This is a genomic window from Nitrosospira sp. TNL300, assembly GCF_055385915.1.
This window is the reverse complement of the sequence record NZ_AP041005.1, coordinates 1,840,480-1,861,299: the sequence shown is the minus strand read 5'-3', so window position 1 is coordinate 1,861,299 and position 20,820 is coordinate 1,840,480. Positions and strand designations below refer to the sequence as shown.

Annotated in this window: 19 protein-coding genes; 13 read left to right on the top strand and 6 right to left on the bottom strand. The window is 55.6% G+C overall.

Features of this window, described 5'->3' with window-relative positions:
* The first annotated feature begins 256 nt into the window (after positions 1-256).
* On the top strand, positions 257-856 hold the full coding sequence (locus ACZ5BW_RS08585; protein WP_464538940.1) for a response regulator: 600 nt from the start codon (positions 257-259) through the stop codon (positions 854-856).
* A 280-nt stretch (positions 857-1,136) separates the two neighbouring features.
* Here the strand turns inward: ACZ5BW_RS08585 and gnd are convergent, their stop codons facing one another.
* The 3 genes from gnd to gloB form a co-directional block, all read right to left on the bottom strand.
* The gene (gene gnd / locus ACZ5BW_RS08580; protein ID WP_464538938.1) at positions 1,137-2,042 is read right to left on the bottom strand and encodes a phosphogluconate dehydrogenase (NAD(+)-dependent, decarboxylating); all 906 of its coding nucleotides are present in this window, start codon (positions 2,040-2,042) and stop codon (positions 1,137-1,139) included.
* A 50-nt stretch (positions 2,043-2,092) separates the two neighbouring features.
* Entirely contained in the window at positions 2,093-3,226 is a 1,134-nt protein-coding gene (gene tal / locus ACZ5BW_RS08575; RefSeq protein WP_464538936.1) for a transaldolase, read from the bottom strand.
* A 251-nt stretch (positions 3,227-3,477) separates the two neighbouring features.
* The gene (gene gloB, locus ACZ5BW_RS08570; RefSeq protein WP_464538934.1) at positions 3,478-4,272 is read right to left on the bottom strand and encodes a hydroxyacylglutathione hydrolase; all 795 of its coding nucleotides are present in this window, start codon (positions 4,270-4,272) and stop codon (positions 3,478-3,480) included.
* A 157-nt stretch (positions 4,273-4,429) separates the two neighbouring features.
* Between gloB and ACZ5BW_RS08565 the strand changes: the two genes are divergently transcribed.
* The 4 genes from ACZ5BW_RS08565 to ACZ5BW_RS08550 all read left to right on the top strand — a co-directional run bounded on the left by ACZ5BW_RS08565 (position 4,430) and on the right by ACZ5BW_RS08550 (position 7,585).
* The gene (locus tag ACZ5BW_RS08565; RefSeq protein WP_464538932.1) at positions 4,430-5,209 is read left to right on the top strand and encodes a class I SAM-dependent methyltransferase; all 780 of its coding nucleotides are present in this window, start codon (positions 4,430-4,432) and stop codon (positions 5,207-5,209) included.
* Entirely contained in the window at positions 5,206-5,673 is a 468-nt protein-coding gene (rnhA, locus tag ACZ5BW_RS08560; protein ID WP_464538930.1) for a ribonuclease HI, read from the top strand. The genes ACZ5BW_RS08565 and rnhA overlap by 4 nt, the downstream gene beginning before the upstream one ends.
* A gap of 84 nt (positions 5,674-5,757) precedes the next feature.
* The gene (gene dnaQ / locus ACZ5BW_RS08555) at positions 5,758-6,462 is read left to right on the top strand and encodes a DNA polymerase III subunit epsilon (protein ID WP_464538928.1); all 705 of its coding nucleotides are present in this window, start codon (positions 5,758-5,760) and stop codon (positions 6,460-6,462) included.
* A gap of 553 nt (positions 6,463-7,015) precedes the next feature.
* A complete protein-coding gene (locus ACZ5BW_RS08550; protein WP_464538926.1) occupies positions 7,016-7,585 on the top strand; it encodes a DVUA0089 family protein in 570 nt (189 codons plus the stop codon).
* A gap of 177 nt (positions 7,586-7,762) precedes the next feature.
* Here ACZ5BW_RS08550 and ACZ5BW_RS08545 read toward each other — a convergent pair whose 3' ends face one another.
* Positions 7,763-8,968: a PA0069 family radical SAM protein gene (locus tag ACZ5BW_RS08545; RefSeq protein WP_464538924.1), complete on the bottom strand. Its 1,206-nt coding sequence runs from the start codon at positions 8,966-8,968 to the stop codon at positions 7,763-7,765.
* Between the two features lie 146 nt (positions 8,969-9,114).
* A complete protein-coding gene (locus ACZ5BW_RS08540) occupies positions 9,115-9,504 on the bottom strand; it encodes a LapA family protein (RefSeq protein ID WP_464538922.1) in 390 nt (129 codons plus the stop codon).
* Between the two features lie 491 nt (positions 9,505-9,995).
* Between ACZ5BW_RS08540 and ACZ5BW_RS08535 the strand changes: the two genes are divergently transcribed.
* Entirely contained in the window at positions 9,996-10,826 is an 831-nt protein-coding gene (locus tag ACZ5BW_RS08535) for a uracil-DNA glycosylase family protein (protein ID WP_464538920.1), read from the top strand.
* Positions 10,827-11,060: 234 nt separating this feature from the next.
* Here the strand turns inward: ACZ5BW_RS08535 and ACZ5BW_RS08530 are convergent, their stop codons facing one another.
* Positions 11,061-11,213, bottom strand: coding sequence for a hypothetical protein (locus ACZ5BW_RS08530; RefSeq protein WP_464538918.1), 153 nt, complete (start codon positions 11,211-11,213; stop codon positions 11,061-11,063).
* Between ACZ5BW_RS08530 and ACZ5BW_RS08525 the strand changes: the two genes are divergently transcribed.
* The 7 genes from ACZ5BW_RS08525 to ACZ5BW_RS08495 are packed head-to-tail and all read left to right on the top strand — an operon-like array spanning position 11,212 to position 20,774.
* The gene (locus tag ACZ5BW_RS08525) at positions 11,212-12,495 is read left to right on the top strand and encodes an amidohydrolase family protein (RefSeq protein WP_464538916.1); all 1,284 of its coding nucleotides are present in this window, start codon (positions 11,212-11,214) and stop codon (positions 12,493-12,495) included. The two genes, ACZ5BW_RS08530 and ACZ5BW_RS08525, sit on opposite strands and share 2 nt — an antisense overlap.
* 18 nt (positions 12,496-12,513) lie before the next feature.
* Positions 12,514-14,472, top strand: a complete 1,959-nt coding sequence (locus ACZ5BW_RS08520; RefSeq protein ID WP_464538914.1) for a S41 family peptidase — start codon at positions 12,514-12,516, stop codon at positions 14,470-14,472.
* A complete protein-coding gene (locus ACZ5BW_RS08515) occupies positions 14,462-17,119 on the top strand; it encodes a PEP/pyruvate-binding domain-containing protein (RefSeq protein WP_464538912.1) in 2,658 nt (885 codons plus the stop codon). The genes ACZ5BW_RS08520 and ACZ5BW_RS08515 overlap by 11 nt, the downstream gene beginning before the upstream one ends.
* Positions 17,120-17,128: 9 nt before the next feature.
* A complete protein-coding gene (locus tag ACZ5BW_RS08510) occupies positions 17,129-18,286 on the top strand; it encodes an MlaE family ABC transporter permease (protein WP_464538910.1) in 1,158 nt (385 codons plus the stop codon).
* Positions 18,280-19,167 carry an ABC transporter ATP-binding protein gene (locus tag ACZ5BW_RS08505; protein WP_464538908.1) on the top strand — a complete coding sequence of 296 codons (888 nt, stop codon included), beginning with the start codon at positions 18,280-18,282 and terminating at the stop codon, positions 19,165-19,167. The genes ACZ5BW_RS08510 and ACZ5BW_RS08505 overlap by 7 nt, the downstream gene beginning before the upstream one ends.
* Positions 19,168-19,170: 3 nt before the next feature.
* Complete coding sequence (locus tag ACZ5BW_RS08500) at positions 19,171-20,112, top strand: MlaD family protein (protein WP_464538906.1); 942 nt, start codon at positions 19,171-19,173, stop codon at positions 20,110-20,112.
* The gene (locus tag ACZ5BW_RS08495; protein ID WP_464538904.1) at positions 20,109-20,774 is read left to right on the top strand and encodes an ABC-type transport auxiliary lipoprotein family protein; all 666 of its coding nucleotides are present in this window, start codon (positions 20,109-20,111) and stop codon (positions 20,772-20,774) included. Before ACZ5BW_RS08500 ends, ACZ5BW_RS08495 begins: the two co-directional genes overlap by 4 nt.
* The last annotated feature ends 46 nt before the right edge of the window (positions 20,775-20,820 follow it).

The window sequence follows — 20,820 nt, the reverse complement described above, 5'->3', positions numbered from 1 at the left end:
CTGCTTGATCAGAAAGGCGTTTATTGCGACGCTGCTCCAGAGTTGCGTAGGAACCGATTTTATTGAGGGATGTGCAGCGAGTTTTGTTACGGTTTAAATTCCGCAACAATTTAGAAAGAGAGGGGAAATATCCTCGGAACCGAGGGGTGAGGTAACCTGAACGTATGAAATATTGGGACAATATACAGAGGTTCATCCATACATTGCCGTTTCTGATTACATTATTCTGAGATTAACTCAGGCAGGAACAGATCCTATGCAAGTCGGAAATCGTGCTCAGCTTTTGAAGGCTGCTACTGTGGGTGAAGCCGTTCTCTTTACCACGAAGGAGGTTGGCAAAGGGTCAGGGCTGGGGCTGAGCCAAGTGTACGGGACGATCAAGCAATTCGGTGGGGATATGGTAATTGAGACGGCGATGGGCAAAGGCACTGCTATTTCCCTATTCGTGCCAGCTCTGGAAGGGGATACGAATGAAGGTTCCGGGGGCTTGGCAGGCGGAAATGAGAAGGCATTGGTGGTGGATGATCAGGCGGATGTTCTGGATATCACCATTGAATTGTTCCGGAACATGGGCTACGACGTGCTATCCGCAAACACTGGTGAAAATGCACTGGAAATCCTCAAAAAGACGCCGGATATCGATGTTCTATTCAGTGATGTTGTCATGCCAGGGATGAGCGGTACTGAGCTTGCCCGGGAGGCACGTAGCCTTCTTCCCAATATCAAAGTGATCCTGGCTTCGGGCTATACCTTTCCCGCATCAAGGACAGAAAATCCTCCCGTGGAAGACTTTAGATTTATAAGGAAGCCTTATCGTATTTCAGAAATAGCCAAAGTACTCCGAATGGCGGATTAGCGTAATTTCCCCCCCTCAAGGATGCTATCCTGGTTGAAAAGTTTCCCCAAGCCACCAATTCGCTATGGATCGAAGGAAAGCTTTGATCGCATTTGAATTTTGCAGGATTGTTTCACGCATGCGAAACAATCCATAAACCACTTGCTAACCTTCCTTTGTCCATTTCCCTCATCGACCTTTTAGCTGCTGTTGCTCCAGGCGTAAATACCGCAACCTTCAACTTTAAAGCTATGACTCAACGCGAACGCCCTTCCCGGGGTCTAAGAGTTTGATCGTATAGCTACTCCTTCTTTATCGCATGTCCGCCGAACTCATTGCGCAGCGCGGACAGCAGCTTGTCGGAGAACGAATCAGAATCACGCGATTGCAATCGTTGCAATAACGACAAGGTAATGACAGGCGCGGCGACGTTCAGGTTTATGGCCTCGGTTACTGTCCAGCGTCCTTCTCCAGAATCGGCAACATAGGGAGCAATGCCGTCGAGGCCCGGGTTTTTTCCCAGCGCAGCAGCAGTCAGATCGAGCAGCCAGGATTGAACCACGCTGCCATAGCGCCAGATTTCCGCCACCTGGTGCAAGTCCAGCTTGAATTCTTCCTTATGGTGCATGATCGCAAAACCTTCGCCGTAAGCCTGCATTATTCCGTACTCGATACCATTGTGGACCATTTTGGTAAAATGACCCGCGCCGCATGGACCAACGTGACCCCATCCTTTATTTGGGCCGGGAGCAAGAGTTTCAAAGAGGGGTCGTAGGCGTGCCACCACGGCATCCTCGCCGCCCACCATCATACTGTAGCCGTTTTCAAGGCCCCAGACACCGCCACTGGTGCCCGCATCGACATAGTGAATCTTGTGTGTTTTGAGCATTTCTGCCCGGCGCAGAGTATCCTTGTAATCCGAGTTTCCGCCATCGATGATAATGTCATCAGCCTCCAGCAGCGGTATCAAAATGCCGAGGGTTTCATCCACCGGTTTTCCTGACGGAATCATCAGCCAGATGATGCGCTGCGGCTTCAATTTGCTAACCAGATCCTCCACCGAGGAGGCGGCGACGAGGCCTTTTTCTTCCAGCTGCTTCATCGTATCAGTGCTGCGAGCGTAACCCGCCACCTGGTGTCCCGCCTGCATCAGCCGTTGCGACATTGCGCCTCCCATTCGTCCCAATCCAATCATTCCCAGCTCCATGATCCCTCCCTTGGTAATTGTTCTCTGCTGAATAATAATCTTGAACCGGTTCAGGCTGTCTGGTCGCTGGTAGTGAGAATCTCCTGGCGCTTTTTCTTCAGTGAGGCAAGCAGCTTGTCGTAGGATGCAGCGAACGAATCCACCCCATCATTTTGGAGTTTTTCGGTAACTGCGTTGAGATCGATTCCCAGATTTTTAAGCTGTGTGACGTCAGCTTCAGCTTGTGCGAGTCCTTTTCCAAGAGTTTCGCTAGCCCGCCCATGATCCCGGAATGCTTCCAGCGTTTTGAGTGGCAGCGTATTGACGGTATCGGGGCCGATCAATTCCTCGACGTACAACACATCCGAATATGCGGGATTTTTGGTGCTGGTGCTGGCCCACAATGGCCGCTGAACATGCACGCCTTTTTTGCGCCAGGAATCAAATGGCTCTCCGTAAAATGTCTCACGGAAGCGTTGATAGGCAAGCTTGGCATTGGCAATGGCAATTTTCCCGCGCAAGGCGAGCGCTTCCTGGGTCCCGATCTTTTCCAGCATGGGATCGATTACGTTATCCACCCGACTGACGAAAAACGAGGCGACCGAAACAGGCCATATCTTGTTTCCGCCGGGTGAATAGGCGTCACGGCGTTCAAGTCCCGTGATGTACGCACGTGCCACGGCCTCATAGTGGCGCAGAGAGAACATCAGGGTGACATTGACGTTGATGCCTTCGCTTATCAGTTGCTCGATTGCTGGAATTCCCTCGTGGGTACCGGGAATTTTAATCATGAGGTTGGGCCGCTCCACGGCTTGCCATAGGCGCTTGGCTTCCGCGATACTGCCTCCGGTATCACGTGCCAGGTGGGGTGATACCTCAAGGCTGACGTATCCGTCTCCACCATGAGTTTCATCATATACGGGCCGCAACACATCTGCGGCCATGCGAATATCTTCGATAGCCAGCGCCTCGAACAGGGTCTTTTCGGTTTGTTTTTCATTGGCCCGCAATAGCTGGCGCAGCGCATCGTCGTAAGCATCGCTATGCCCGATTGCCTGCTCGAAAATAGTGGGATTGCTTGTCAGGCCATGCAGCTTGTCCTCGGTTACCAGGCGCTGCAGTTGCCCGCTCTTGATGAGATCGCGGCTGATCGAATCCAGCCAGACGGATTGTCCGCATTGCAATAGCTGTTCCAATGGGTTCATGTGTTGTCCTCCGAAAGCGTAGCGCCGCTACAGTGAGCGGCGGAGTGGATTACGTCATGGATTCGGAAATCAGTACTCCATGACTGGGGCGCGCTAATCTTGCTATTTTTTGCGTGCGTGCAGGGATTGTAATGAGTTCCCTAAGTAAAGCACAAAGTTAGGACAACGCAATTGCTTCACCATTCAAATTTATTTTCGGGACAAGCTTTTGGAGAACTAGCGTATAAACCGGTCTATAGAAAAAGATAATGTCAAAAGTGATTTTTCCATTCCCGGATGGCGGCAAATACGCTGACACGATCGTTTAGCGGTTTCCCTGCATGGCTGCTGGCGCTCTCGATGATTTCCGCTTCAGTACAGCGCAGGAACGGATTGGTCGCTTTTTCCAGTTCAATGGTGGAGGGCAGGGTGGGCAAGCCTTCGTTACGCAATTTTTCGGCTTCCACTTCGCGTTTTGCCAATGCTTGATTGCCGGGTTCGACTGTTCTTGCGAAGCGGATATTGCTGAGTGTGTATTCATGGCCGCAATAGATCAGGGTGTCCTTGGGTAAATCCGCCAGTTTTTCCAGCGAGTCGACCATTTGCTGCGCTGTACCTTCGAACAACCGTCCGCACCCGCAGCCAAACAGTGTATCACCACAAAAGAGTATGTTTGCGCCATAATAGGCGATATGTCCGGAGGTGTGACCAGGGATATCGAGCACCCGGAAGCTGAGTGAGAATTCCGGAAGATATACACTGCCTTCTTCGTTTTCTATATCACTGCATTCCTTGAGACGATGGGTGAGCGTCGGAATCGATTCTTTCGCCGGGCCAAAGACTGGTACGGCAAATTCCCTTAACAGTTCAGCATTTCCGCCCACGTGATCGGGATGGTGATGAGTATTGAGAATGGCGATGAGCTTCAGCTTTTCGCGGCTCAAATAATCCAGAACAGGGGACGCATCGCCAGGGTCTATAACGGCAGCATGATAATGATCGCGGATAAGCCAGATGTAATTGTCCTTGAAGGCGTGAATCGGAACGATATAGGGGATAGTGGTCATGATAGGCGCTATTCAGGTATTTTAGGGCGGCTGGCAGCCGGGACGTGCCCGAAGGGCGAGTATAAGTCAGGCGGATATTTCTGCTGATTCATGAGCTGAGTGATTTTACATAGTTGAATCATAGACATTCCTGATTGAACGCCAGTTGACGTTAAATATGCAAACCAAAAGTATAGTCGAGTGGTTTGAAACCTGCCTGGGTCAGTATCTGCTGGAACGGGAGCAAAACTATTTCGATAGGGCGGTGGCAAATGTGTTTGGCTATAACGCCATGCAGATCGGGTTTCCGCAATACGATTTCCTGCACACAAGCCGCATCCCACTCAAGTTTTGTACGGCCCCTGAAAAAGGAGCTGACGTTCTTGCCGCTCCTGACTTTCTACCGATCGAAACGAACAGCACCGATCTCGTGCTCATGCCCCATATGCTCGAGTTCAGCTCCAATCCTCATCAGATACTCCGTGAGGTGCAGCGGGTATTGATGCCGGAAGGTAACCTGATTGTTTCCGGTTTCAATCCCCGCAGCCTTTGGGGCATAAGAGGTTTGTTCGGCTCGCCGCGGGAGGGGAGTTTTCCGTGGCGGGGCAATTTCATCGCGTTGCCGCGGCTCAAGGACTGGCTGACATTATTGGATTTTGAAATCACGGAAGACTGCTTATGCTGTTACGCGCCCCCATTCAGCCAGGAGAAATGGCTGAAGCGTTTTCATTTCATGGAAGAGGCAGGAGACCGCTGGTGGCGCTTCTCCGGGGGCGTCTATTTCCTCACGGCGGTGAAGCGTGTTCATGGCATGCGTGTTATCAAGCCTGAGTGGAAAGAGGCGAGGGCCAGGAGGAGAGCAATGTCGCCGATTGCACGCAAGATCAAAGACACAGCCGCCGCGAATGAGCCGCGCAGGGCTGCGCGCAGTAGAACTTTACCGCGAGGCGAGAAATGAAAGCGAAACCAGCCGAGGTAGTCGAAATATTTACCGATGGAGCCTGCAAGGGGAATCCGGGGGTGGGCGGGTGGGGCGCCTTGCTGCAGTACAACGGGCATAAACGCGAATTATTCGGTGGAGAAAAAATGACTACCAATAATCGCATGGAGCTGCTCGCTGTCATTCGAGCGCTGGAAGCGCTGACCAAGTCGTGTGAAGTACGCCTGCACACCGACTCATTGTATGTACAGAAGGGTATCAGCGAGTGGATACACGCCTGGAAAAAGCGCGATTGGCGTACCGCTGACAAAAAGCCGGTAAAAAATGATGACTTATGGAAAGAACTCGATCTGCTAACCCAGCGCCACAGAATAGAATGGCTATGGGTGCGGGGGCATTCGGGCCATGAGGGCAACGAATATGCCGATATGCTTGCCAACCGGGGCGTGCAGACGGCCCTGCGGGGTGTTTCCGCAAATTAGACGGGCAGCAGTGATTTTCTGTAAGACGAAGAGGGAAGAGTTAAACCGGGGCGATTATCTGCAATAGAAGGGAAGGTCGGGCTGATGCGTCAGATTTTTATAGATACGGAAACGACGGGACTCGAGCCTAAGCTCGGTCATAGAATTATCGAAATCGGAGCGGTGGAAATGATGAGCCGGCGATTGACAGGACGCCGCTTTCACCATTATCTCAATCCCGAACGCGAGATCGAGGAAGGCGCCTTGCAGGTGCATGGAATAACCGCCGAATTTCTTCAGGACAAACGAAAATTCACTGAGGTCGTGCACGAGCTGCTTGAATTCATCGATGGTGCCGAGCTGATCATGCACAATGCAGCGTTCGACGTCGCATTCCTTGACCATGAGCTAGGGCTTGCCAGCTTGCCGGCTCTCTGCGAATGTTGCCGCTCGGTTACCGATACGCTGAAAATGGCGAAAGAGCTGTTTCCCGGTAAAAGGAACAGCCTTGATGCACTGTGTGAGCGGTACGAGGTGGATAACTCGCGGCGCGCGCTGCACGGTGCGCTGCTGGATGCGGAGTTGCTCGCGGAAGTTTATCTTGCGATGACACGCGGCCAGGAGAGCCTGCTCATGGAACTCGAAGCGCCATCGCCGCTTGATCTCGATATCAGCCTGCATGATTTGCAACTCGTCGTCCTGGCCGCCAGCGCCGAAGAACTGGAAGCGCACGCCCGTCAACTGGAAATGATCGAGAAGGAAAGCAAGGGCAAATGCCTGTGGATGCGGCTTGATCCGGTGGAAGTTTAGCTCGTATGGTGCATACACTCCTCTGGCGGCGAAGGGAGGCAGCATGAAAATGCCTCTGAGGTGTTTGGCTGAGTGGATTTGCTCAAGGAACGGACACCTTAGTAAATTTTCGGCGCATCGCCCCTTTACCCCGCTGTTTGTTATCGTGCCGGGGTCAGCACTGGAAGATATTCAGGAGAAATTCGTCAGCACCCGCAGCCTCCAGGCAAGCGCCTGATCTGGGACCTCTCCTCCAATTGGTCTGAAACCAAGATTCCAAAAGCGGTTTACATGATACCGACCTCATTTCACGCTCTTGTATGCAATATCCCAACCAGATCAACTGTCGGAATTCCTTACACTTTTTGAAACATGAAGGGGGTTACAGCAAATCAACTAATTGATACTTAAAGTGTTTAAATGGGGGCACGTTTTTTGCTTTATTCTTTTATGCACCACATTTGCTCTGGCTTTTTATGTGGCTGCAATGCATGAGTGCTAAGTTGATCTTTGAGAGGTGAAACAGTACGAACTGACATTGACCCCATCAGATCTTTAAATCGAGGAGATAACAATGCAAATCAACAAATTGGCTACAGCCTTCATTTTGTTTGCTGCGTCAACAGTAGGTCACGCTTCTACTCCGGCGCAAAATTTCGACTTGAATTACAGCGGGAATATTGCTTTTCACAATGACGTGATTGAGGTTCCATTTACGATCCCTGTGCCTTCCAGTGTACAGGTGTGGACGGATTCTTATCACAATGGAGCAAACTTTGACCCCATCGTCGGTATATGGAATATGAGCACTGGCAAATTGGTAGCTCAGAACGACGATAATCCCACAGTTGCGCCTGGGCAAACCTCTTTTGACTCGGGCTTGACCTTTGATAGCTTGGGAGCCGGTCCTTATATGATGACGATTACTCGATTCAGTAACTTTGCAAGCGGCGATTCACTCAGCGCTGGGTTCCAATTTAATCATGAAACGCCTATACCAGTGAGTGGAGGTACCTTTTGGTCAGCTCATATTTCCGGTTCTACTCCTCCCATTCCCGAACCTGAAACCTATGCCATGCTACTGGCTGGTTTGGGCCTGCTGGGCTTTGTTGCACGAAGAGGAAAGCAGAAGCCAACCGCTTAACCTAATTCATCTGCATTTTATTTAGATAGCCCCGCACTTTAGCGGGGCTTTTTGTTGCCTGATTTGCCCAATGGCAAATCTGCAGCAGAAAGCTTTAACCCGCCCCCAGTCGCTAACGTGCTGCGCGTGTCCGCGCCCGATGGAGCGAAGCTGCTGAACATGTTTGATCACAGCCTGTCAGAAAAGCTCAAGCTGATCGTTTGGTTTTCGCTCTCCCGTTTTTGCTTCCCGGTACTTTCCCTTCGATTTTTCGCTCATGGGTGATTGGACAGCCACTGGATTGACAGAAGGACTGACAGAAGGCGGTCGGAAACGCGAACTATCCAGTCCCTTGAATCGGCTTGAATGCGCACTGAGCCCAAGGCGTTCCACCGTTTTGTCGAATCGCTGCCGAATCAGGTCGGCCCAGATACCCTCGCCGCGCATGCGCTTGCCGAAGCTCGAATCGTAATCCTTGCCACCCCGTATGTCGCGCACCCGGTTCATGACCCGGGCAGCGCGATCAGGAAAATGTGCTTCCAGCCACTGCCTGAACAGCGGGCTGATCTCCCAGGGCAGGCGCAACATGACATAGCCTGCATTGATTGCTCCGGCTTCTGCTGCTGCCGTCAGTACTCGCTCCAGATCGGGCTCGGTGACAAACGGAATCACTGGCGCAATGCTGACGCCGACCGGAATTCCGGCATCGGTCAGCGTGCGAATCGTATGTAGACGGCGTGCCGGAGCGGTTGCCCGGGGTTCGAGCGTGCGTGCAACCGCGGGATCGAGAGTGGTGATTGTCACCGCGGCCACAGCCAATCGTCTGGAAGCCATGTCGGAGAGCAAATCGATATCGCGCTCCATCAGCGATGACTTGGAAATCAGCGCGACCGGATGTTCGCACTCACGCAGCACTTCCAGCACACGCCGTGTCAGCCGCAAGTCGCGCTCGCAGGGCTGGTATGCGTCTGTATTGACGCCAAGCGCAATTGGTTCCGGCACATAGGATTGTTTTGCAAGCTCCCGTCTCAAAAGCTCCGGCGCATTGACCTTGGCGAATATTTTGCTTTCGAAATCCAGTCCAGGCGACAGGCCCAGGTAACTGTGCGTGGGACGCGCGAAGCAGTAGATGCAACCATGCTCGCATCCGCGATAAGGATTGAGCGAAATGCTGAAAGGCACATCCGGCGATTGATTGCGGCTCAGTATGGTTTTGGCATGTTCCTCGATGATCTGGGTCTTCCATGTCAAGCCTGTATCCGGCTCGTCATTTTCAGCTTTGTCTCTGTCGCCGGTTCCGATGATACCGCTGTTTCCCCAGCCATCATCGATGTCTTCACGCGTCCATTGCTCGTACCGCCCCTGAAGGTTGGATACCGCTCCTCTCCCTTTTTTTGCTTTCAAGGGCAGCTGCACAAATGGCGGCTCAGCTTTCATGTGTGAATCAGCATCCGACATGGGAATGCCATAGAAATAGACGTTGTATGGCCATGGTCAGGAAGCGATGAAATCAGGCTCGATCGCCCGTATACGCTGATCGCCAGCATACGCTATTCGCTTGCGTTTGGTTTATCGTTTCCGAGGAGCATTGATTTTAGTCCGAGATAGCGCGGAGGTGGCTCGGGGATGGGCTCAGGAGTGAATTTTGCCAGCTCTTCTTCGAGTTGCGTATTGCGCTGCTCCAGGGCAACCTTGTCTTCCTCCAGTTTGCTCACTTGTCGGCGCAGACGGGTACTCACCCATTGATTCTTGATGAAGCTAGGCCACGAGAGCAATACTGAAATGGTTGCTCCTATGCCCGCCGCAATCACCAGCATCATGGCGAGCGAACTATCGAAGCTCCATATGCCAAACGTCACTGTCACATTCGTATCGTTCTGCAGAGCGAATGCGATAGCGAGAATGGCGAGAGCAATAGCGAATATCAAATAATATTGCATGATTTTTTCCCGCAATGGTTGGTCGGTCGGGGATCGGCGGAAACAGCAATAAGCTTAACACTAAACATATTATGTCGAGACAGCCAATTCATCATTCATGGCGCTACGTCCCGGAAGTCACCACATCAGGTTTATACATGCTATCTTTGAAGAGGAGCGGCAGTCAGTTGCTGCCGAATTTTTTCCCTTTCCTGATTAAGCATAATGGATATGACGGCAGACAGCGAGAATGCCGGCCAGCGAACAAAATGCCAAAAGAGTATCGGCAGAGGTTGCATGCTGAAGACGCGATCCCAGGGTTCGCAGTAATTCGTCGCAGTAGTTCGTAATAGCCAGGAGGAATTACCCGGACAACATGAAACCTATCATCCTTGCGCTGCTGCTTTTTTGAGGAGTGACAGGTCCGGTATACGCCCAGGCTGCACCAGGTTCCAGCACGAAACCTGGCGCGGCTCGCCGCATTCGATGGAGGCTAACCAGGAGAATATTTCATGGCTATTCCGTTTGATCGTGGGTATTACAAGCAGCCATTTGTCAAACTGGTATCGGAGTACCCTGGCGAGGACGTTTATCCTGTAGATGACTTTCGGACGGAATGGGGTCCGATTTTTCATCGGGGACGACTGGATGGAAGCGCGCGCGTACTTATCTTGGGGCAGGATCCGGCGCAGCATGAGGCAATCGTGCGCCGGGTTCTTGTCGGTACGGCCGGAAAACGCGCACAAGGATTCCTCAAGCGGCTCGGTATCATCCGAAGCTACGTCTTCATCAATACTTTCCTCTACAGCGTATATGGCCAGGGGGGAGGGGCCCGTCATATCGCAAACTCGTTGATCACCGCTTACCGCAACCGGTGGATTGGGGCGATTCTTCATGGCAGCCCGATCGAGGCTGTAATCGCATTTGGTGGACTTGCTCATACCGCCTGGCAGGATTGGCTTGCTTCACCCGCCGCAGCCGAGTTCGGCTCTTCGCCGCCCTTCCAGCATTTGACGCACCCTACCTGGTCGCAGAGTTCCGCTCGCACCCGCGCAGAGCAGGAAGCCGCAACGACGAAAATGCTTGAGAACTGGAACGATGGGTTGCGGGCACTCAAGCCGGCTATACAGAATCCGGATGTGGCGGGCGGACTGGAATTGTATGGCAGCGCATTTGGCCCGGACGACCTTCCGGACATCCCGCCGGATGATCTCCCACCCGGCCTGCCTTCATGGATGCGCACTGAAGAGGGCTGGGCAGATCGGAAAGGCGAAACCGTGTTGGACAAGCGCCGCACCATTGTAGTGCGTGTGCCCAAAGGGGTGCTGCCGACTCAAACGTAGCCTCTAGCATTTAATCTGGCATTAAACATACTACGATTTAGCCTTTCGTTCGTTGAATACATATTCCTTCACCATATGAGCCTGATCATTGCCGGCAGGATCGTTCCATTGACCAAGGATCGGAAGGTTGCCCAAAGCGAGAATGCAAGCTTCCAGGGCAGGGTATGGATCGGCGATGATGGCCGTATTGCTGCGGTAACCAGGGGCGCAGCGGGTGCAGCGACTATAGCGAATTCAGCGCGCTCTGCTGAATTCGATAATGCTCCCGCGGTTGATGTGGGTAATGATCTCGTCATCCCCGCATTTATCGACCTGCATAGCCATCTCGCCTACGCGACGCTTCCCCTCTGGACCGAGCCCAATCGCACCATACCATTCCAGCATCATGATATCTGGCCTACGCGGCCCACCTACGCGGCCCACCTACGCGGAAAGCATCACCTGGCCGACTTATGCATTTATCGAGGCTGCCCCGGCAGAATTGCTCGCCTACGCGGAAATTCGCGCGCTGGTTGGCGGCACGACCAGCATCCAAGGGTCTCCACCCAGCAACCGTCCATTGGACGGCTGGCTGGTACGAAATATAGAGGATGAAACACTCGGGGGAGAAATCGGACGTCATCAGGTACTCGCCTCGACACTCACCCTCAAACCCGAGCAGCTTGGCCAGCGTGCTATCAGCATGCGGCAGGGTGCAACCTTCATTTACCATTGCGCGGAGGGTCGTCCCGGCTCGATCGTCCAGCGCGAGTACCGCGCTGCCCACACTGCGGGATGCCTGCAGCGCAGGCTGGTCGCCATTCATACCAATGCTGTCGCCTCCGCTTCATACAATACCTGGAGCGATCCGGGTGCAATAGTCTGGTCCCCATTCTCGAATCTGTGGCTATATGGCACGACCACTGATGTTCCGGCAGCATTGGGACAAGGGATCAGTCTCTGCATAGGATCGGACTGGGGCCCATCCGGGACACGAAACGTACTCGGTGAATTGAAGGTCGCTTCCCTGGTAAGCGAAGCGAAAGGATGGGACTTCTCTCCCTTCGATCTCGTCAAAATGATTACTGCCAATCCGGGGGATGTGCTGGCCGAAGCATGGCAGCGGCAGGCGGGGCGACTGCAACCTGGAGCACTGGGGGATTTGGTTGTAATTGCATCCCCTACCGAAGGAGCTTCCCAGCCCGACCCCTTCAAAACCATTCTTCGCGCTACCGAAACGGATGTGCGCCTGGTGGCGGTGAATGGAAAGCCGCTTTATGGAACTGAGCAACTCATGCAGCAGGCGAGTTCAGCGCAAACGAGCAGGATATCCGTAAATGGCGAAACGCGGCGTCTTGCCCTCACCCGATTTGAGGGTAATGATGAGCCGTGGTCTTATAAGGATGTTCTAAAACGGCTGGAAGAAGTTCGGGATGACCCCAAGAGGGCGATCGAGAGCGCGCGGCGTCTTGCGTTTGCCGCCATTCGCACCGGTGCACCGCCGCCATTACGCCTTGCACTGGATATGCCCACCGGTCGGGTGCCTGTAGGCGGTTTGCCGAAAGATTTATCGAAGATCATTGTTCCGCCCATCCAGCCGCTTGTGCATGACGAAGCATTCTTCGTCTCGATTCCAGAGCTAGGGTTTCACGAGGGGTTGCTCAATGGACTCAGTGAGTTTTACAGCTGATTTTCAGGGTTGATTCTCATGGATGATCAGCACGCTGCTGCCTCTCTTCTTCAGGCCCAGACAGGGCAGCTTCTAAGCGATTTCCTGTTTGGTGAATCTCCAGACGGCGAACCGAGGAGGAGGGAAAGGGGGAGGGAAAGGGGAAGGGGACGGCGGCCTGACTTTCGCATTCCCAAAGCACGGGTGCTGGATGGTGGAGAACGTTTACAGATTATCGATACGCTGATTGCCGTGATCGGCGGTGTCTATTGTCATCTTCCGCAGAAACGCGCCGCCTACGCGTTTGATCCGGTACAGGCATTGCAGCTGCTGCGCGCGCAAGTGGCCGCGTTATCTGAAGGAGGGTTTCATCTGGCGCTGACCTCGATCATCTCGGGTTTGCGGGATGCGCACACACGCTACTCAGGGCCTGCCGCAAAACAGGGAGCGGTCGCAGCGCTGCCTTTCCTGGTGGAGCAGTATGGTCCTTATGACGCCCCCACCTTTGTCGTATCAAAAGTATCAGCACCCGAGCTCGTAAAGGATGCCAGATTTAAATCAGGTGTAATTCTGGAGACCTGGAACAGCATACCCTTTGCTCGTGCCGTTGATCTGCACGCGGACCGGGAAACCGGTGGTCGCCCGGATGCGCGGCGTGCAAGAGCCCTGGAATCTCTTACTTTCCGCGCATTGGAGTGCGGGCCGCCACCGGATGAGATGGCGGTGGATATCGCTTACCGCGCTTCACTCCGAGGAACGCTACGGGAGACACGAATCCCATGGCGGGTCGTTCAGCCCGAGCGCGCCCAAATCAACCATCAGCCGGGTTCGCGAGCATCGCGCTATATTGCCGCTGATCCGGCGGCGGAAGCTGTGCGCCGCACGAAGAAGCTCATGTTTTCAGGAAATGTATGGGAGGCGGATCGCGGCGGCACTGCCATCGCCCGCGACGAGAAGTGGGTAAAGTGGATAAGGACCCGGTTTCAGGATGCACTGGCAGCGCGTATCGTCAAAAACAGCTCATCTGGTGACCTGGGCTATTTGCGTATCTGGAGCTTCGATGTCGAGGATGACGACGCATTCATCGCCGAGATAATGCGCTTGCTGGATATATTGCCTGACAACGGCCTCATTCTTGACCTGCGGGGTAATCCCGGCGGGCTGATCTGGGCGGCGGAGCGTTTGTTGCAGCTCTTTACGCCAAACACCATAAGACCGGCACGCTTCAGCCTGCTCGCTTCCCCCATGACGCGGGCCGTGGCGTCCAGTCCCTTCAACCGCATGGAGTTTGAAGCGTGGCTGCCTTCGCTTGAGGCAGCAATCGCAACAGGCGAGCCTTACTCACAATCCCTGCCGTTGACTGATCCTGCCTGGTGTAACGATATCGGCCAGCGATACAGCGGGCCTGTCGTATGTGTTGTCGATCCAAATACTTATTCATCGGGCGACCTGTTCGCCGCGGGTTTCGTGGATAATGAAATAGGCTTGGTGGTTTGCGTGGGAGAAGCTACCGGTGCAGGTGGGGCGAATGTCTGGACGCATTTTGACTTGCGGGAAGTCCTGCGGGGAACACCCTTTGAACTGAACGCACTTCCCCCGGACGTGGGGTACACTCTCGCAATCCGCCGGGCGCTGCGCTCTGGCGCTGCTGATGGGTTGCCGATCGAAGACCTGGGCGTTCCCGGAATCGCGTATGAAATGACACTTGACGATTTGCTATACGAAAACCGGGACTTGATCGCATTTTGTGCCGGCCTTCTTTCCGGAATCCCGCGCACGGCGATGAAAGTGCAGATTGACGAGCGTACCGTGAGCATAACAACAAGAGGGTTGGATGAACTGGAAACGTACATGAACGGACGTCCGTTTGAAGCAGTGCGCCGCATCAGCGATGGAGTACTTCAACTGCCCTGGCCTGATGCGGAAACAATCGAGTTTGTTGGCCGTCGCAATGACCAAATCTGCCAGCGGCGAAGGCTGGTGTTAAATGACGGCTGAGGTGGCGTATTCCCAAGGAGGGACTGGAGAAGTCCCCACAACCACGCAAACCACGCAACTGGAAATCCTCGACTGGGAAAGTGTTCTAGCTGCGGATGCCGCGACCGTAGGCGGCAAGGCATGGCATCTGGCACGATTGAAGCAACTGGGCCTGCCGGTGCCGGAGGGACTGGTTATCCCGGTTGAGTGGCGAACGCTGTATGACGATGAGGGCAATGAGGCCAATGAGGAACTCGCTCCCGAATTGTCGGCTGCATTGCAGGAGGCTCTTGCTGCCCGTGGCTGGTTGAATCAGCCGTTGGCAGTACGCTCTTCGGCTGCCGGTGAAGACTCAGCCACGGCCTCGTTCGCGGGTATTTACCGCACCTGTCTGAATGTATGCGGTATCGAACAGGTACAGCTCGCCGTGCGGGATGTGTGGGCCTCGTTATCCTCTCCCACCGCTATTGCTTACCGTCAAAGACTGGGCCAGGATGCATCCATGCCAGGCATGGCAGTAATCGTCATGCCGCTGCTGCCCACCATTGCTTCCGGCATCGCTTTCACCTGTGACCCGATTACCGGACGTGACGACAGGCTTGTCATCCATGCGCAATGGGGGTTGGGCGAATCGCTGGTCGAGGGGCAGGCAACGGGCGATGAATATGTTTTTGGCGAAGATTTGCTCGATGATCATTGGGTATTACTGCACGAGCAGATCGGCAGCAAGGCGGTCAAGGCAGTCGCGCGGCCGGAAGGCGGAACGGCAATGGTCGCGACATCCGCCGCCGAAGCAACAGGGCCTGTTCTTTCGTCCGATCAAGCGTTAGCCCTGGCTGAACTGCTGCGCGACGCGGCGGTGGCCCTGGACTTCACCCATCCATTCTATGATCTGGAATGGGTATGGGACGGCGAACAGTTCTGGTTGACGCAGGCCCGGCCAGTCACTGCCCGGCCCCATTACACCTACCCCGCGCTGCAAACGCAGCCCACCTACTGGACGCGCGGCAACACCTGCGAAGTAGTTCCCGAGCCGCTATCACCGATTGACTGGTGCAACGCTCGAAAGCTTGTTAACGAACTGCTCACGCAGGGCTACATTCTGGCGGGTTATCCATTGCTGCCAGGATTGCAGCGTGCGGGGCTGTTCCATGGCCGTCTTTATTTACAGCTTTCCCTGTTGCAGTGGGAAGTTTTCGATGCATTAGGGGTGATTCCCCAACTGACGAATTCGCTGATTGGTGGCAGGCAGCCGGAAATCACCCTGCCGTCCACAAGTCCTGCCAACGGCTTTGCACGTTTGGGAAGGGCGGTGCGTTATATGCTGCGCTCTCCAGGGCAGCGTCGCCGCGGCCAGCGGGCTGTAGAGCGCGCCATGGTCGAGGCGGCCCAATGGCGCAAGCAGCCGCTTCCCGAGGATGCGGCAGGGCTGCGCGCTGAAATTCTCCGTCATTTTCACGTCGCCCGCAGTGCGGTCGATCTGTTTTTCTTGCAGGGCTCAGGCGGCGGAAGCCTGGCAATGCTGGTCGAGCAGTTGGACAAGTGTTTTCCGGGTGAAGGATATGCATTGGCTACCGCTTTGCTCGCCGGTGGAGAGCCGAGTGTCACCGCACGCCAGTCGTATGAGTTGATGGCTCTGGCGCGTTTGTGGCGGGAAAACAAGGAGAGCATGGAAGCTTCCAACCATCCTCTGCATACGGAGAACCCCAAGTTTCAGGATGCCTTCAATGAGTTTCTTGAGCGTTACGGGCATCGTGGATTGTATGAAAGTTACTTCCGGAATCCGAGATGGCGGGAGGCGCCGGAGTATTTACTATCGCAACTGGAGCAACTGGCCGAGGTGGATGAAGCGGCGTTGCAGGCTCGGCAGAAAGCAGCTGTGGCTGAAGCGCGGGCGCGCATCCGATCCGGCGTCCCGTTCTGGAAACGCGCATTTATCCTGAAATTGGCAAAAGCAGCGACGCAGGAATGCAACCAGCGTGAAGCTGCACGCAGCGCCCTGACGGCACTGATGGAGCCGGCACGCCGTCTGCTGCTCGCAACCGGACGTTATCTGGTTGAACGTGGAGTGCTGGTGCAGGAAGCGGATATTTCTCAACTCATGCTCTCCGAGATATTGCGTGTGCTGGATGGCGATATTCCCGAGGGCGGAGTAAAGGCTCGCGTGAGCGAACGGAACAGGCTTTTCGAACAATGGTCGCAGGAAACAGCACCGGATGTTCTGGTCGAGGCATCAAGGTATTCAAGGCAGGGCTGGCAGGCACATGAGTCCGCCGCAGCCGCAGCCGCAGCCACAGCCACAGCCACAGCCACAGCCACAGCCTCAAATAACTCACGTCGCTACCATGGTATACCGACCGGCACAGGCTTGGCGAGAGGTAAAGCGCGCCTTTTGCTCCACCCGTCCGACGGCTACAAATTGCAACAGGGTGATATTCTGGTTGCTCCCTCCACCGATCCCGGCTGGACGCCGCTTTTTCTAAGAGCGACAGGATTGGTTGTAGAGACGGGCGGTTATCTTTCGCACGGAGCAATCGTTGCCCGTGAGTTTGCTATCCCTGCGGTCGTTAACCTGGCAGGAGTGTTGGCCGAACTGCAGGATGGGGATAGGGTGGAAGTCGATGGCATGAGTGGCGTGGTGACGTTGCTTGAACGAAATGGACAGTAACGGACCACCATGACATCTGGCACCGAGTCAGAACTCCTGCTCTGGGATGCTTCTGAAAATCCCCCACGGCTGAATGTGCGTGGCAACTGGACACTCGAAAACTATGCCGCGCTGGGCGAGCAGATCGCCCTGCTTCGGCACCGTTCAGGGGGTCTGGCCGCAGCACGGCGCAACGTAGAGCTGGGTGGGCTTGCGGCACTGGACACCGCGGGTGCCGCACGCCTTTACGAACTGCTCGGTGCAGAACTTGCCGGAGAGCTTGCCGCTTCCAGTCCGGCATTGAGCCGCGAACGGAGCGCGCTGCTGCTAACGGTGGCTAACGCGATGGGAGCTGCCGGCAAGGTATCCCAAAAGCGGCAGCGTGGCGCCTTTATCGATATATTCGGTCACGCCGGAGTTGCGCTGGATATCTTCCGGCAGGAAATACTGGCACTGCTGGGCTTCATGGGTTTCACGCTCGATGCGCTGGCCCGCGGCCTGCTGCATCCGGCACGCTGGCGCATGACATCGATCGTGGCGCAAATCCACGAAACCGGCCTGAATGCCGTACCCATCATCGCCCTGCTCAATTTCATGGTGGGCGCCGTGATCGCCTTTCTGGGCGCAACCGTGCTGGCCAATTTCGGAGCAAGCATCTACACCGTCAATCTCGTGACCTTCGCCTTCCTGCGGGAGCTGGGCGTCCTGCTTACCGCCATCCTCATGGCCGGCCGCACCGCAAGCACGTTCACCGCTCAGCTTGGCTCCATGAAGATCAACGAGGAGATCGACGCAACCCGCGTGCTGGGCCTGAACCCCGCCAACCTGCTGGTGCTGCCGCGCGTGCTGGCATTGTTCGTATCCCTGCCCATCCTCACCTTCGTGGGGATGCTCTCGGGAATCCTGGGCGGCGCTCTGGTCTGCGCTCTGCAACTGGATATCTCACTGGCAATGTTCCTCACCATTTTCCAGGATCAGATCGAGCTGCGGCATTTCCTGGTGGGCATGTCCAAGGCGCCCGTATTCGCCTTCGTGATCGGGGTCATCGGCTGCCTCGAAGGGCTCAAAGTCAGCGGCAGCGCATTGTCCGTGGGACAGCATACGACAGCCAGTGTGGTACATTCCATATTCGTCGTCATTTTTCTGGACGCAATGGCGGCCCTATTTTTCATGGAGATGGGATGGTGACGGACGAGGCGCTGTTTCCGCGGAAAGCCGGGTTGGCGAATCCTGACAGCCAGGCAACCGGCGCTTCGGCGCGGAGCCGTGAAGCGATTATCCAGGTGCGGGGCCTGACCAATCGTTTTGGCAAACAACTCGTACACGACAAGCTGGACCTGGACGTCCATCGCGGTGAGATCCTCGGCGTCATCGGTGGATCCGGTTCGGGCAAATCGGTCCTGCTGCGCTCCATCGTTGGTCTGCAAACACCCGCTGCGGGCAGCGTGCGTATTCTCGGCACGGATCTGCTCCAGCTCGCGCCCGAGCAGCGTGCGCCACTGGAGCAGCGCTTCGGTGTGCTTTTCCAGCGCGGGGCGTTGTTTTCCTCTCTGACTGTCGTGGAAAACATCGCGCTCCCGCTCATCGAAAATGCCGGCCTCACCCGGGCCGATGCCGAGCACCTGGCGATCGTGAAGCTGGCGCTCGCCGGCTTGCCGGCGAATGCGGCCACGAAATACCCATCCTCCCTATCAGGCGGCATGATCAAGCGGGCGGCGTTGGCGCGCGCGCTTGCGCTGGACCCCGATATCCTCTTTCTCGACGAGCCCACCGCCGGGCTCGATCCCATCGGTGCGGCGGAATTCGACCAGCTCATCATCACCTTGCGCGATGCGCTGGGCCTCACGGTCTTTATCGTGACCCACGACCTTGATACGCTCTATACGATCTGCGACCGCGTTGCGGTGTTGTCGCAGAAACGTGTTCTCGTAGCGGGCCCGCTCGAAACGGTCGAAGCCGCCGAGGATGAATGGGTGCAGGAGTATTTTCACGGACCGCGCGGACGCGCCGCCAGCCATGCGGCAGAGACGAGCGATACGATGGTCAGGGCCAGGGAGATAAGGAGATAACCGATGGAACCGCGCGCGCACCATGTACTGATCGGATTCTTTACCGTTATGACGGTAACGCTCGCACTGCTGTTCACCCTGTGGCTGAGCAAGGCCTCGGGCGACTCCATGCAGCGCTACTACACCGTGGTCTTCAATGAAGCAGTCAGGGGTCTCTCCATAGGCAGCGCCGTTCAATACAGCGGCATCACGGTCGGTGACGTGATCAATCTCGCGCTGGACCCGCGAGACCCCCGCAAAGTGATTGCGCGAGTGCGCGTGCAGGGCAACACGCCGATCAAAGAGGACACCCAGGCACGGCTCGCGCTAACAGGCATCACCGGCAATTCGGTGATCGAATTCAGTGGCGGATCGCCCGACAGCCCCGATCTCGTGGCAAAGGATGACCACAAGGAACCGGTCATCGTGGCCACCCCATCGCCCATCGCCAAGCTGCTGGAGCACAGCGACAACATGATGGCGGATGTCACCCAGCTGGTGATGCGCGCCAAAGAGATTCTTTCCCCGGAAAATGCCCAGCGGCTGAGCAGGATGCTGAAGAACCTGGAGCAGACGACCGGGGTGATCGCCAGCCAGAAAGATAACGTGCGGGGAATCGTGGCCGAACTGGCCGCCGCCAGCGCACAGGCGAATTCCACGCTGCGGGAAGCTACGCAACTGATAGCGGCAACGAACACCCTCGTGAGCGAGAAGGGCGCTCCAACTCTTGGCAACCTCGATCGCGCCACAGCTTCTTTGGCGAAAGTCAGCGCATCGGTGGATCAGTTGCTGCTGGAGAATCAGGCCGCTTTGAGCGGAGGCATGCAGGGCATGAACGAACTGGGACCTGCCCTGCAGGAACTACGCTACACCATGTCTGCACTGGCAAGAACCGTACGCCGGCTCGATGAGAATCCTGCTGCCTACCTCACAGGGCGGGAAAAAATCGAGGAGCTTGAGCCATGAACCTCACCCTGGGTGCGAGCTATTTCCCTCTGCACTTGCTCCGTCGTTTCGGGATAGCGACGGTACTTCTCTTCGTGTCCTCATGCTCGATATTGCCTGCGACCGAAAACCTGGAAATCTATCAACTGCCTGCTGCCGAGTCTGCCTCCCGTTCGTCCGGCGACTCCCTGCCCTGGACGCTGCGCCTTGCAACACCCTACAGCAGCTATATCACGGACAGCCCGCGTGTGCTGGCGCTGCGCCAGGGTAACCAGCTCAGTTCGTACAAGGGCATCCGCTGGAGTGATCCCGCGCCGGTTCTGCTGCGCAACCGGCTGGTAGCGGCTTTCCGGGCAGATGGCAGGTTCAATTCCGTCAGCAACGGCAACAGCAGCAACAATCTTGCTACCGACCTGGAACTTGGGGGCGACCTGAGTGCATTCCAGGTGGAGTACACAAATGACGGACCGCAGGCCACCATCCGCTTTTACGCCACCCTGTCGCAGCCGCTGCGCAATCGCATCGTGGCAGCGCGCAGCTTCGAAGTCAGCGAACCCGTGCAAAGCCGGGGTACATCGGAAATCATTACGGCTTTCGGCCTGAGCGCCGACAGACTCGCCGCGGAGATTATCGACTGGACAACGCGGCAGGGCATGGCCTTGCAAACCGGGGCAAAAGAATGAGCCTATGAGCCAAATAGTCCGGCATCAAACAGGAATAACAACACTC

Excerpts from the sequence above, each read along its gene's own strand:
- ACZ5BW_RS08585 (WP_464538940.1), top strand. The coding sequence starts at position 257 with ATGCAAGTCGGAAATCGTGCTCAGCTTTTGAAGGCTGCTACTGTGGGT.
- gnd (WP_464538938.1), bottom strand. The coding sequence starts at position 2,042 with ATGGAGCTGGGAATGATTGGATTGGGACGAATGGGAGGCGCAATGTCG.
- tal (WP_464538936.1), bottom strand. The coding sequence starts at position 3,226 with ATGAACCCATTGGAACAGCTATTGCAATGCGGACAATCCGTCTGGCTG.
- gloB (WP_464538934.1), bottom strand. The coding sequence starts at position 4,272 with ATGACCACTATCCCCTATATCGTTCCGATTCACGCCTTCAAGGACAAT.
- ACZ5BW_RS08565 (WP_464538932.1), top strand. The coding sequence starts at position 4,430 with ATGCAAACCAAAAGTATAGTCGAGTGGTTTGAAACCTGCCTGGGTCAG.
- rnhA (WP_464538930.1), top strand. The coding sequence starts at position 5,206 with ATGAAAGCGAAACCAGCCGAGGTAGTCGAAATATTTACCGATGGAGCC.
- dnaQ (WP_464538928.1), top strand. The coding sequence starts at position 5,758 with ATGCGTCAGATTTTTATAGATACGGAAACGACGGGACTCGAGCCTAAG.
- ACZ5BW_RS08550 (WP_464538926.1), top strand. The coding sequence starts at position 7,016 with ATGCAAATCAACAAATTGGCTACAGCCTTCATTTTGTTTGCTGCGTCA.
- ACZ5BW_RS08540 (WP_464538922.1), bottom strand. The coding sequence starts at position 9,504 with ATGCAATATTATTTGATATTCGCTATTGCTCTCGCCATTCTCGCTATC.
- ACZ5BW_RS08535 (WP_464538920.1), top strand. The coding sequence starts at position 9,996 with ATGGCTATTCCGTTTGATCGTGGGTATTACAAGCAGCCATTTGTCAAA.
- ACZ5BW_RS08525 (WP_464538916.1), top strand. The coding sequence starts at position 11,212 with ATGATATCTGGCCTACGCGGCCCACCTACGCGGCCCACCTACGCGGAA.
- ACZ5BW_RS08530 (WP_464538918.1), bottom strand. The coding sequence starts at position 11,213 with ATGATGCTGGAATGGTATGGTGCGATTGGGCTCGGTCCAGAGGGGAAG.
- ACZ5BW_RS08520 (WP_464538914.1), top strand. The coding sequence starts at position 12,514 with ATGGATGATCAGCACGCTGCTGCCTCTCTTCTTCAGGCCCAGACAGGG.
- ACZ5BW_RS08515 (WP_464538912.1), top strand. The coding sequence starts at position 14,462 with ATGACGGCTGAGGTGGCGTATTCCCAAGGAGGGACTGGAGAAGTCCCC.
- ACZ5BW_RS08510 (WP_464538910.1), top strand. The coding sequence starts at position 17,129 with ATGACATCTGGCACCGAGTCAGAACTCCTGCTCTGGGATGCTTCTGAA.
- ACZ5BW_RS08505 (WP_464538908.1), top strand. The coding sequence starts at position 18,280 with ATGGTGACGGACGAGGCGCTGTTTCCGCGGAAAGCCGGGTTGGCGAAT.
- ACZ5BW_RS08500 (WP_464538906.1), top strand. The coding sequence starts at position 19,171 with ATGGAACCGCGCGCGCACCATGTACTGATCGGATTCTTTACCGTTATG.
- ACZ5BW_RS08495 (WP_464538904.1), top strand. The coding sequence starts at position 20,109 with ATGAACCTCACCCTGGGTGCGAGCTATTTCCCTCTGCACTTGCTCCGT.